General features: G+C 66.2%; 9 protein-coding genes. 1 reads left to right on the top strand and 8 read right to left on the bottom strand.

The genetic code is table 11. The features are described from left to right. Positions 1-55 precede the first annotated feature (55 nt). The 3 genes from E7T09_RS19085 to E7T09_RS19075 form a co-directional block, all read right to left on the bottom strand. The gene (locus tag E7T09_RS19085) at positions 56-436 is read right to left on the bottom strand and encodes a RidA family protein (RefSeq protein ID WP_136390801.1); all 381 of its coding nucleotides are present in this window, start codon (positions 434-436) and stop codon (positions 56-58) included. 277 nt (positions 437-713) lie between these two features. Next, on the bottom strand, positions 714-2,039 hold the full coding sequence (gene tig, locus E7T09_RS19080) for a trigger factor (RefSeq protein WP_136390800.1): 1,326 nt from the start codon (positions 2,037-2,039) through the stop codon (positions 714-716). A 282-nt stretch (positions 2,040-2,321) separates the two neighbouring features. Further along, complete coding sequence (locus tag E7T09_RS19075; RefSeq protein WP_103312249.1) at positions 2,322-2,711, bottom strand: helix-turn-helix domain-containing protein; 390 nt, start codon at positions 2,709-2,711, stop codon at positions 2,322-2,324. 295 nt (positions 2,712-3,006) lie between these two features. On the opposite strand from E7T09_RS19075, the gene E7T09_RS19070 reads away from it, so the two are divergent. Continuing rightward, positions 3,007-3,258, top strand: coding sequence for a hypothetical protein (locus E7T09_RS19070; protein ID WP_136390799.1), 252 nt, complete (start codon positions 3,007-3,009; stop codon positions 3,256-3,258). Between the two features lie 274 nt (positions 3,259-3,532). On the opposite strand, the gene E7T09_RS19065 is transcribed toward E7T09_RS19070, so the two are convergent. From E7T09_RS19065 to tgt, 5 genes are all read right to left on the bottom strand, one after another. Next, complete coding sequence (locus tag E7T09_RS19065) at positions 3,533-5,035, bottom strand: carboxypeptidase M32 (protein ID WP_136390798.1); 1,503 nt, start codon at positions 5,033-5,035, stop codon at positions 3,533-3,535. A 59-nt stretch (positions 5,036-5,094) separates the two neighbouring features. After that, on the bottom strand, positions 5,095-6,354 hold the full coding sequence (locus tag E7T09_RS19060) for a folylpolyglutamate synthase/dihydrofolate synthase family protein (protein WP_136390797.1): 1,260 nt from the start codon (positions 6,352-6,354) through the stop codon (positions 5,095-5,097). A 63-nt stretch (positions 6,355-6,417) separates the two neighbouring features. Further along, positions 6,418-7,350 carry a manganese-dependent inorganic pyrophosphatase gene (locus tag E7T09_RS19055; protein ID WP_136390796.1) on the bottom strand — a complete coding sequence of 311 codons (933 nt, stop codon included), beginning with the start codon at positions 7,348-7,350 and terminating at the stop codon, positions 6,418-6,420. Between the two features lie 115 nt (positions 7,351-7,465). Continuing rightward, positions 7,466-10,669 carry an S-layer homology domain-containing protein gene (locus E7T09_RS19050; RefSeq protein WP_136390795.1) on the bottom strand — a complete coding sequence of 1,068 codons (3,204 nt, stop codon included), beginning with the start codon at positions 10,667-10,669 and terminating at the stop codon, positions 7,466-7,468. Positions 10,670-10,988: 319 nt separating this feature from the next. Continuing rightward, positions 10,989-12,158 (bottom strand): tRNA guanosine(34) transglycosylase Tgt, encoded by a 1,170-nt coding sequence (tgt, locus tag E7T09_RS19045; protein WP_136390794.1) that lies wholly within the window; start codon positions 12,156-12,158, stop codon positions 10,989-10,991. Between the last annotated feature and the right edge of the window lie 137 nt (positions 12,159-12,295).

The following is a 12,295-nucleotide window of genomic DNA, read 5'->3' as shown; positions in this document are numbered from 1 at the left end:
GGCGGATGACTTCTGCACCCTCATCCACGCACATGAGCGTCGCCCACAGGCCGGATCAAGCTTCAGCAATGGCCGCAATGGAGACCTTCAGGCCAGGAACACGCACTGGCAACTTGGCCCCCTGCCGGGCCGGCGGATCCACGGGGAACCACCGCAGCCACTCCTCGTTCATGCCGGCAAAATCGTCCTCGTCCGCAAGGACGACCGTCACACTGACGACCTTGTCCAGGGAACTGCCGGCCTCCTTCAGGATGGCCTGGATGTTGGTCAGACACTGCCGGGTCTGCTCCTGGATGGTGGTGCCCTTAAGAGCACCGGTTCCAGGATCCGTGGGCGCGGTGCCGGAAACGAACACCAGGCCGGCCGCCCTGACCGCCTGGCTGTAGGTCGGCGGCGGCAGCGCCGCTCTGGTGGTGAAGACGATGTCACGGGCCATGGTGTCTCCTCGACTCGACGGGTGCGGGTGAACGAAAGGCGGCTGGTCAGGGCCTGTGGGAAGAGGGATCGACAGCGCCGCTTCCACCGGCCTCGCCCACATGATGGCCCAGCACAGGAGACCACGGAACGCCCGGGCGCTCGACCGAGGCCGGGTCGCCCGGCCATAGGGCTGTCCCTGTCGAGCGACAGCGGTTCGGCTCCATTCCGGACAGGATTTCCGCAAACGAGCGGGGGCGCTGTCCCGCAGGACGCGCCCCCACACTGCGCTCTCGCGCTTACTCTTCGGTCTTGGTGTCTTCGGCCGGGGTTTCCTCAGCTTCGGCTGGCTTGGCTTCATCGGCGGCGGGCGCCGCCGCGTCCCGGGCGCCCTTGCCGAGCTGCCCCAGCGCCTGCTGGAGGCCCTTCTCGCGCACCAGGCTGGTGTAGTAAGAGTTGATGCCGTTCGGCCCGAGCTGCTTTTGCAGGGCCTGCGGCGTCAGGTTGTTCGACTGGGCCAGCAGGGTCATGGTCTGGTTGAACTCACTGTCACTGACCTGCACTTTCAGATCCTCGGCCAGCTGTTCCAGGGCCAGATCGCGCTTCACGCGGGATTCGGCGTTCTTGGCGAGATCCGCCATGAAGTCGTCGAGCTTGTTCTGCTCCTTCATGAAGGCCTCGTACTCGCCCCACTTCACGCCCTGGCGACCCAGGTCGTCCTGGATTTCCTCCAGCATGGCCTCGCGGCGGCGGTCGAGCAGCGCCTGCGGAATGGTGACCTGCATGCCGTCGACGAGGTGGTTGATGAATTCCTCGCGGCGGGCGCTGTCGCCTTCCTGCGCGGCGCGGCGCTGCAGTTCGTCCCGCAGGTCGGTGCGCAGGCGATCCATGGACTCGAAGTTCAGGCTCTTGGCAAAGTCGTCGCCGAGTTCCTGAAGCTGCTTGGTCTTGACATCCATGATCTTCACGGTCACGGTGTGCTCGGGGTGCTCGTGGTCGCCGTGCTGGTGCGCGGGCACGGTGATCTCCACGGTGTCGCCCTTGGCCTTGCCCAGCAGAGCCTCACGGACATGGGGTTCCGCGACGTCGAGGTACACGGGGTACGTGCCGCCATCCTCGCCCTGTTCCTCGATGGTGACCTGGTCGGTGGCCTCGATGGGCCGGTCGACGCTGTCGAAGGTGGCGTTGCGTTCCTGAAGGTCGCTGAGGGTGCGTTCCAGCACCTCGTCGGTGATCTCGGGCGAGGTCGAGGTCAGCTCGGCCGCGCTCCAGTCACTGAGTTTGACCTCGGGGTAGGTTTCGCCACTGACCTTGAACTCGAAGGCCTGACCGCTCGCGAGGGGCTGCGGGTCGATGGTGGCGTCCACCAGGCTGAGCTTCAGCTCGCGTGCCGCCTGGGTGTAGTGGGTCTGCAGCAGGCGGTCACGGACTTCCTGCTCGACGTAGCCCTTCCCGACGCGGCCCTCGATGACCTTGCGGGGAGCCTTGCCGGGGCGGAAGCCGGGCACGCGCACGTCACGCGAGAGGCCCGCCCACACCTGATCGTAGGCCCGGTTCACTTCGGCGGCCGGCACCGAAACCTTGAATTCCACCTTATTGCCATCCCTGCTCATCAGCTCTGCCACGTTCTTCTCCCGTCTGCGCCCCGGTGTCCGCCCATGTTCCACCGCAGGTGGGCTGGGTCGGAGGGCCGCGCTTGTTTCTTCACTGTGCCGTGTCGGGCGCAGCCCCTCCATCCAGGGAGCGGGCGCGCGACATGCCGCCCAGCATCATAGAGTGTTTTGGCCATCCGCGCACGTCCTCGCCGCGACGTGCGCTGGGCGGGGGTCAGCTCCGCGCCCGGCAGAGGGGTGCCTGAACACGTCAAATCCCCCCACCAGCGCGGCAGGGGGACAGGAAGGATCAGCTCAGTTCAGGATGCGTTTCAGATGCAGGTAGATCTCGTACCAGTCCTGCTTGTCGCGAGGGCGCTTGCCGCGCAGTTCAATGCGCGACAGGGTGCGAACCCAGTCGGGCGTGATCTGCGGCCCGAGCGTGGCGTCGGCCACCAGGTCGGCCAGTCCCTTGGGCAGGGCGCCCTCGGTGCTCGCGCCGTAGAACTCGACGCCTTCGAGCAGGTCGTGCACCGTGATGACGTAGGCCCCGGCGAGGGTCTGGAGGGTTTCCAGGCTGGGGTTGGTGCGGCCACGTTCGAGGTCGCTGAGGTACGGGACGCTGATCCCGGCGGTCTCGGCGACGTCTTTGAGCCGCAGCCCGCGTTCGCTACGGAGTTCGCGGAGTCGTTCGTGCAATTTCATGTGTCACCTCCTTGGCTGCGGCGTGGCCTCACCGCCCGCTTATCCGCGCTGGGCGCGGGTTTGGGGTGGCGTGCCGCCTGGGCTTCCCTGTTCTGGTGGCGTTTGCCTGTGGGCAGAATCGGGCAGCCTTGGTCGGAGTGTAACACTGCTTTTCAGTACGGTCAAGACAGAATAAGGGGGTGTGAATTCTTGCATGTCCCCCACCGCTCTGCTATGATCGTAATCAGCAGAGGAATTTACTCCCGATCCGATTTCATTCACCTCGCAGCCCGCCCCGGCTGGAAGGAGTCCCACCATGCGCGCCCTGGATACCATCGCTGAAAGCATCCGGCTCGGTTACGCCCACCCCACCAAGATCATCAACACCCTGATTGAGGTCGAGAACGACGGCGGCCTGGGGGCCGTGCGCCGCATCGAACGCCACCTGTCGCTGGGCAGCGCGGCGCTGCGTGACCGCCAGCACCCCAATATCGGGATCGCGCAGCAGTGGCTGAACTCCACCCGCGCCTACCTGATCACGCAGGCCGAACGCAAACAGGCGGTCTAAGCCCAACTCCCCGTCGTCACGCCCGCAGGACGTCCCGCCCACGGACGTCCTGCGCCCGTCTCTGCCCCTGACGGAGGGCCCGATGAACCACGCCACCCCCATCCCACCGGCATGCCCCTCGACGCCACAGACCACGCCCCCGCCACGCCCCACCGGCCCCGGCCAGTGCCGCCCGCCTGTGCGGGAACCAGTGATCCGGCTGCCGTGAGCGCAGCGCTACATCGAGCGTCACATGGCCGAGGGCTTGAAGTGCCTCGGCCCTGTGACGCTGTCCTTACTCCTTCGCCGACGTCAGGCCGTAGATGTCCTCGTATTTCGCATGCAGGTACGCCACGTAGGGATCGGCGCTGAGGGGACGGCCGGTGGCCCGCTCGGTCAGTTCGCCGGGAGTCAGGCTGCGGCCGTACTGGTGGACATGCTCGGTGAGCCACGCCAGCAGGGGGCCGTATTCGGCCTGTGCGACGCCCGCCGCGACCGCCGGGTCACCTTGCGCGGCCTCCAGCAGTTGCACGCTCAGGAGGTTGCCCAGCGTGTAGGTGGGGAAGTACCCGATCAGACCCGCCGACCAGTGGATGTCCTGTAAGACACCCTGCGCGTCGTCCGGCGGCGTCAGGCCCAGGTACTCCTGCATCTTCGCGTTCCACGCTCCGGGCAGGTCGTTCACGGCCAGCGTGCCTTCCAGCAGCGCGAGTTCCAGCTCGAAGCGCAGCAGCGTGTGGAAGTTGTACGTGACCTCGTCGGCCTCCACACGGATCAGGCTGGGCTGCACGCGGTTCACCGCGCGGTACAGGCTCCGGGCGTCCAGACCGGCGGTGACCTGCGGCGCAGCTTTTTCCAGGTCAGGAAAGTAGCGTTCCCAGAAGGGCAGGCTGCGACCCAGCAGGTTCTCGAACATCCGCGACTGGCTCTCGTGGACGCCCAGGCTCGCGCCGCGCGACACGGGCGTGCGCTCCCAGCGCTCGGACACACCGCGCTCGTACATGGCGTGCCCGGTTTCATGCCACGTGCCGAAACAGCAGGTGGGCCAGTAGTCCTGCACGCGGGTCGTGATGCGCAGGTCGCTGCGGCTGAAGTTCGACTGGAACGGGTGCGCGCTCTCGTCCTGCCGGGCGAACTTGCTGCTCAGGCCAAAGGCACGGCCGGCGATGTCCCATGCGAAGGCTTTCTGCGCCTCGTGCGGGAAGGGCCGCGTGAGCACCGTGTAATCCGCCGCGTCCCCGGCCGCCGTGATGCGCCGCACCAGGGGCAGCGTCCGGTCGCGCAGGTCGTCGAACACGGCGCGAACCTGCGCAGCCCGCATGCCGGGCTCGTAGGCATCCAGCAGCGCGTCGTACGGGTGTTCCTCGAAGCCCAGCAGGTCTGCCTCGCGGCGGGCAAGGTCGATCATGGTGCGCAGGTGCGGGGCGAAGGTCTTGAAGTCGCTGTGCTGCCGCGCCTCCAGCCAGGCATGGTGCGCCTCGTTCTGGGCGCGGGTCTTTTCCTCGATGAACGCGGTCGGCAACCGTGTGGCCTTGGCGTGGTCGCGGCGGGCCACCCGGACGATGGCCTCCTCGACCTCACCGGACGGCTGCGCCGCCGTCAGCAGCTCGCCGGTCTGCGCGTCGGTGAACTGTTCGTGCGCGAGGCCCGCCAGCGTGGAGAGTTGCAGCCCCCGCACGCGGGCCGCTTCGGGAGGCATCATCGTTTCCTGTTCCCAGGACAGCAGGCTGGCGGCCGAGTGGAGGTCGCTGATCTGGGCCAGGCGGCGGCGCAGGCCCTGCATGGACGTGTCGGTCATGCCCCAGAGGCTACCGCCCGGCCTTCCGCGCTCCGCCATTCGGCTTACCGACCCGTCCGCTACTGCCAGCGCTCCCGCGCCTCGCCCGCCTCATTGAGGAGCAGGGGCCGCACCTCGCCGATCAGATACAGGCTGCCGCACACCAGGGCCAGGGGGGCGTGCAGCTCGGCCAGGACAGCCAGAGCCTGCTGCGGCGAGTCGGTCAGCGTGACTGACACGCCGGGGAACAGCGGCGCCAGCGTCGCCGGATCGGCCGCGCGTGGGCTGAGCACCGCGCGCGTCAGGATGACCTGCGCGGCCAGAGGATGCAGGGCCGCCGCCACGCCGCTCACGTCCTTGTCGCCCGCTGCACCGAAGACGATGGGCAGTCGATCCACGCCCAGCGCCCGCAGGGCAGCGGCCAGGGCCTCGGCGCCGGCCGGGTTGTGCGCGCCGTCGAGCAGCACGCGCCCACCACGCCAGGACACGACCTCCAGGCGGCCCGGCCAGACCGTCGCCGCCGCGCCCTGGCGGATCGCGTCCGGACTCACACCCAGGCGAAAGGCCGCCACAGCGGCCAGCGCCGCATTCCGCGCTCCATGCTCGCCCAGCAGCGGCGTGCGGAACACCAGCGTCTGTCGGGGCGTGCTGACGGTCACGTCGGAGCCCGCCCAGCCCAGAGGCTGCACCTGCGCGCCGAAGTGCCAGCCGAACGCCCAGACGTCCGCGCCGCGTTGCAGCAGGGTCGGCAGCAGGGTCATGTCTACTCCCGTCACGGCGGGCCGCCCGGCACGCAGGATGCCGGCCTTCTCGGTCGCGATGGCCTCGCGGGTCTTCCCCAGGATCTCGGTATGGTCGAGGGCGACGTTTGTGACCACGCTCAGTTCAGGATTCAGGGCGTTCGTGGCGTCCAGGCGACCGCCCAGGCCGACCTCCATGACGGCCACCTGCACCCCAGCCTCCGCGAACAGCAGCACCCCCAGGGCCGTCACGATCTCGAAGAAGGTCGCCTCCAGCTCCACAGCCACCGGACGCAGCCGGGCCAGGGCCTCCTGCACGACCGCTTCCGGAAGCTCCGCGCCGTCGACCAGGAAGCGCTCGGTGAAGCGCGTCAGGTGCGGACTGGTGAACAGGCCCACGTACAGGCCGCTGGCCCGCAGCATGGCGGCCAGGGTCGCGGCGGTGCTGCCCTTGCCGTTCGTTCCACCCACAAGAATGACGCGGTACGCGTCCTGCGGCTCACCCAGCCGGGCCAGCAGGGCACGTACACGCTCCAGGCCGGGCCGCACACCAAAGCGTTGCTGCGCGAACAGCCAGGACAGGTCATCGCCAAGGGTCATGCCCGCCAGGATAGAGGCCGGGGCCGGAACACCCGCATTCCGGCCCCGGCCTGCTCCGCTCGCTTACGACGCGAAGTGCTTCTCCAGCGCGGGCACGATCTGCTTCTTGCGGCTGATCCGGCTGCCCAGATCCGCCACATGATCCTGCGTCTGTGCCCCAAAGGCCGCGCGCACCACGGCGGCCTCGGCATCGTCGGGCACCAGCATGCGGTTGGTCTCGTTCAGGATGTCCACCACGCTCAGCAGGACTCCGTCCAGACCGTCCTGCGCCTTGGCGGCGGTCATGGCGGCCAGCAGTTCGGCCTGTCGCCCGAACACATAGGCGGGATTGGTCGTCTCGATCACGCCCAGCCCCCAGTGCTGTGCGGGCTCGCCGAACGGGAAGACCTTGTAATCCATCTTCAGGAGCTGCTCGGCGGGCGTGTCGCCCAGGTCGCTCTTGGCGGCGAACATCGCCAGCGCATACGCCTCCACGTCGTTCACACCCGCGATGGGCGCGAGGAACGCCACGGCCTCCCGGTCGTCCTGGGTGGTCGTGGGACTGCGGAAGTGCAGGGTGTCGCTCAGGATCGCACTCAGCATCAGCTTCGCGTCGAGCGGTTCCACCGTGAGGTTCGCCTCTCGGTGCAGCTTCAGCAGGAGGGTGGCCGTGCAGCCGACCGGCTCGAATCGCAGGTAGGGCGGCTGGGACGTGCTGAGGTTGCCCAGCTTGTGGTGATCGACGACGTGCGTGACCATCAGCTCAGCCAGATTCGGCAGGGACTGTGAGGACTCGTTGTGATCGACCAGCGCCACCGCCGCGCCGGCAGGCAGTAGCGTGAGCAGTTCGGGGGCATCTATACCCGCTTCCCGCAACACGAAGGGCGTCTCGAAGTTCAGGTCGCCCAGTCGGTACGCGCGGGCCTCCGTCCCCTGGCGGGTCAGCAAGCGGGCGTAGACGAGCGCGGACGTGATCGCGTCCGTATCGGGATTCAGGTGGCCGAAGACAGGCAACATGCTTCAAGTGTAGCCGCTGGGTACCGCCCGTCCCTGCCCATACATAGCCACAGGCACGCATAGACAGCAAAAACCCCCGCCGAAGCGGGGGCTCTGTACACGGTCAGGACTTCGGTTAGAAGGTGACCTTGTAGTTGATCTTGAAGACGGAGCCCGCAGCGTCCGGAACGATGGGCGTGCCAGCGGCGTCGCGCAGCGACAGCTTGCCCGCACCGTAGCCGACGGACAGGTCGTAGTAGTTGCCTTCCACGTACAGCAGCGACTGGCTGACAATCGCGCCGGTGTTGGCATCGGCGAAACGGCCCGCGAGGTCACTGCCCCCGTTGACGACGTTGGTCGTGTAGGCGTAGGGCTGGTACACGCGGTTCTGGCCACGGTAGCCGGCGTAGTACACGGCCAGCTTGGTGTTGGGCATCAGGAAGTCGTTGAGCTTGACGCCCACCACGTACTTCAGGCCGGTCGCCGTGTAGTCGGTATGCGCGGCATCAGCAGCAGCGCCGTAGTCATAGCTCCGGCTGTAGTAGCCGAGCTGACCTTCGAAGCTGGGCTTAAAGATGATGTCCAGCGGATCGGACGCGACCTTCAGGCCGGCAGCGAAAGATGTGCTGTTCGCTGCGCCGTTGGCTGCAGTGACATCAATCCCGGCAGCACCAGTACCGTTTCGTTCATCGTCGGTGTAGCGGCTTACACCGAAGGCACCCTTAACGTCGACCTGGAAGGCACCGAGCTTCTTGCCGTACAGCACGTCACCAAAGATGAAGCTGTTGGAGTAGGTACCAGTGTAATTACGGTAACGGCCCGCGTAACCGACGCGGAAGGACAGATCCTTGACCAGGGCATTGGCGTCCTTGCCGTTGTGGGTCAGATCCACACCGTACTCGCTGTAGCAGTACGAGTCCGCGAAGCTATTCTGCGTGAAGGTCAGGGCGCGTCCTACGCCGTCGGTATCGGTGCTCTTGATACCGGGGTGCTGGTCGCCACAGCCGCTCTGATCCGTGAAGTCGTTGCTGGTCAGGGGGAAGTAGCTGTTGTACTTGCCGTTGGAGAACAGGCCAGCATCGTCCTGAGCCTTGGCACCATTGATGGTCAAGTTGCGGTAGTACACGCCGATGCCGATCCCCAGGCCAGGCGTGACGTCCGCACGGACGGAGTAACGTGCGCCCTGTTCACCGTCGTAAGGAGCGCCCAGGCCAGCATTGCTGCCCGCCAGGTACTCGCCGTAGGCGGCGCGCACAGTCACCAGGTTGAACAGGCTGACCTTAGCACCCGCACCACGTTCCACGATGGCCGTGGGTTCACCATTGGCGGTCGCGAAGGGGCTGACGCCGTAGGCAGTCTGGTTGTCGTTGTAGACGCCGACCGACACGGGGCCCAGGGTCGCACCAACCTTGATGCCGAAGCCAGCCTGATCCGCCGCGTAGGGCGCAGTGCTGCCGTTGTCGGTATCGGTGGGATCCGCTTCCATGATGCCGGCGGTCTTGTCGTAGCCCGCGCTGATGGTGCGGTAGTTCAGGCCGTAGATCTTGATCGGGCCGAGGCTGCCTGAGGTCTTAGCATAGAAGGCGCGCTCATTGCTGGTCACACCCGCGTCGGTGATGCGGCTCTGGGCGTATTCGCTGTCGAGCTGGAAGCCGCCGAGCGTGCCGTGCAGGTCAGCGCCGAAGTCTGTGATGTCGGTGGGGCCAGCAGCACCCAGGGCGAAGCCAGAGTAGTCGAGGCCCTCGTTGAGCACATTGATGCCAGCCTTCAGGTTACCGAAGGGGGTGATGGTGGCACGCACACCGCGGTAGTACTGGTAATCGCCGTTCGCCCCGCCCTTGCTGCCGTACACGAACTCCAGCGTGGGCTTGAAGGCGCCGATCACGGGCACGGTGCTGCCGTCGACGTCGACGATGAAGCCGTCGCCGCGACCGGTAGTGTCGTTGTCACCGATGTAATCGGAGAAGTGGAACTTCAGGGCCTGGCCAAAGCGGACCGTGACGGGCGCGTTGCCGATAGTGAAGTAGGCGGTCGCGTTGTTGAAGTAGAAGAACAGGGGGCGGTAGGTGATGCCGCTGTTGGAGTCGTAGACATCCGGGTAGTTGGCGTAGTCGGCCGCGCTGATGTAATCGTTGCTGGGCAGACCGGCCTTGATGCCGAAGCTGATGTCCACCGCGTTCACGTTCAGGGCACCGGCGCTGGGCACGTAGGCCCCGGTCACGCCGCTCTTGGTGCTGTTGAGCTTCCCGCTGTTGGTGAAGTCGATGCTGAAGTCGATGCTGGTGGAGCCTTCGACGTTCACGGCGGGGCCGGTGATGGTGTCGGGCACGCCGTCACCGTTGGTGTCGACGATCGCTTCAGTACTGAAGCCGTAGAAGTTGCTCGCGGCGGGCGCGTGGTTGGCGGTGGTGTCGCCCACGGCCACGGCGCTGCCGGTCATGTCGGCGTAGTCGCGGGGCGCGTCGCTGGTGTCGGCGTCGCCGTCGTCACCCGTGCTGAACACGGTGCCGGGGAGCAGACGGTCGAAGTCCATGTCGCGGCTGCTGCGGGCCACATAGTACGTGGCACTCAGGCTGGGCTTGATGGAGAAGGCGTACTTCTCGAGCTGCGTGACGCGGTTGTCAAGGCTCGTGACCTTGGTTTCCACGGTGCCCACGCGGCCGGACAGGGCGTCGAAGTCGGCGCGCTGCACTAGGTCGGCCTGGGCGGCTTCAACGGCGCTCACGCGATCCTGCAGGTTCAGGATGTCCTGGTTCAGCAGCACGGTGAGGTCGTTCAGGGCGGCGATGGAGCTGGCGTTGTCGTCGACGTCGGCACGCAGGGTGTCGTAGTCGTCGGCGCGGGAGGTCAGCTCGTCGATCTGGGACTGCAGGTTGGCGAGGGCTTCGGCGTCGCCCTGGCTCGCGGCGACTTCCTCGACGCGGTTTTCCAGGCGGGTGAAGTCGTCCTTGCTGACGGCGTTGTCTTCCAGGTCGCTGACACGCACGCCCAGGGCGGCGAGGTCGGCGGCGAGTTCCTGGATGGCGTTCTGCAGCGCGGCCAGGGTGTCGGCGTCGATGCTGCTGGCCGGGGTTTCGCCCGTGCGGATCTGATCCAACAGGCGGGCGATGATGACGGCCGCTTCGTAGCGCGTCAGGTTCTGGGTGCCGCGGTACGTACCGTCGGGGTAGCCCAGGATGATGCCGCGGCTGACGAGCTTGTCGATCGCGTCCTTGGCCCAGTGACCGGCGGGAACGTCGGTCAGGTTGGGCACTTGGGGCGCGCTGGCAGGCGCTTCCGTCTGGGCGGACGCCATGCCGAACGACAGTGCAGCGGTGAGAATGAGCAGGCTTTTCTTCATATGGAACCCCCAAAAAGTGTCGCGCGCGGGGAACAGTTCGGTGACCCTGAGCATGACGGTGGGGCGAGTTGCCGGGTTTCCTCTCCCGGTCACGACCTGTGTCACGTGGTGCTCCGCTCGCGCAACCTGACCCTCGATCCCTGGTGGTCTCGAAAAAGTCAGATCAGACGGATGATACTCATATGAGCATAGGATGGTCAACCCTGAGATGCCCATAAATTCGCTCTTTTTCGCCACATGGTCTTTACCTGACGAATCGATGAAGGAATCCTTCAGCGCTGCGACGCGGTACAGACACGGTCGAGGAACCAAATCCGTCTCAGGAGCCGCTTTCCTCAGGCGCACGAGTTCCGGTGTCCAGCGCCTGCGCGAACCAGTCTGGAATGTTTCCTTTAAAGTACCGCCGACCCCAGGACGTCGCCCATTCATGCAGCGTTCCTGCCTTAATCGCTCGTCGCGCCCGTTCCACAAGCCGGTGCAGGTAGCGGAGGTTGTGCAAGGACAGCATGCGTGGCGCGAGCATCTCCTCGGCCCGGACGAGATGCGACAGGTAAGCGCGGCTGTAGTGCGCACAGGCATAGCAGTCGCATTCCGGATCTAGGGGGCCAAGCTCGGTACGGGGAGCGCTGGAATTCATGTTCAGACGGCCGTCATCGGTCAGGGCATAGCCAAAGCGGCCCGTGCGGGTGGGATACACACAGTCGAACATATCCACACCCAGGGCAATGCCCGCGACCAGATCCTCTGGATGACCCACGCCCATCAGGTACCTGGGACGTTCCTCCGGCAGATGCTCCGCAGTGAAGGCCACCGCGGGGTACATCTCCGCCTTGCTTTCCCCCACGGCCAGCCCGCCAATAGCAAATCCTGGCGTCTCGAAGGGCAGGGTCAGCTCCAGACTCCGCTGACGCAAGTCCAGGTGAATGCCCCCCTGCACGATCGCGAAGAGGGCCTGCTCGGAACGTGACTTCACGACCAGGCAGCGCTCCAGCCAGCGCACCGTGCGCTCCAGGCTGCGCTCAATGTAGTCACGCTCCGCCGGGAACGGGGGGCATTCGTCGAAGGCCATGATCACGTCGGCCCCCAGAGCCTGCTGCACCTCGATGCTCCGCTCGGGGGACAGGTCGACCAGACGGCCATCCACATGGCTCTTGAAGGTCACACCAGCCTCCGTGATCTTCCGCATGTGACCCAGACTCATGACCTGGAAGCCGCCAGAATCCGTCAGGAATGGCCCTGGATATGCCGTGAAGCCGGGCAGGCCCCCGTGTGCTTCTACCAGCGCCTCGCCCGGGCGCAGCATCAGATGGTACGTGTTGGCCAGGATCATCTGCGACTGAATGTCCTGCAGTTCCTGAGGGCTGATCCCCTTCACGGTGCCCTGCGTGCCGACCGGCATGAACATCGGCGTGGACACGGTGCCGCGCGGGGTGTGAAACCGACCGACGCGGGCCCGCCCATCTCTGTGTTGGACTTGAAATTCAAACATCAGGGCATTGTGCCGTATCTGCGTGGAGGAGCAGCCACAGCACACAGCACCCTGACAGCAGAAGACCCCACCTCATCCGAGGTGGGGTGGGGGGGTGGAGCGGGAGACGAGATTCGAACTCGCGACATCTACCTTGG

The organism is Deinococcus sp. KSM4-11, assembly GCF_004801415.1.
Lineage (GTDB): Bacteria > Deinococcota > Deinococci > Deinococcales > Deinococcaceae > Deinococcus.
This window is presented reverse-complemented; position numbering and strand designations above follow the sequence as displayed.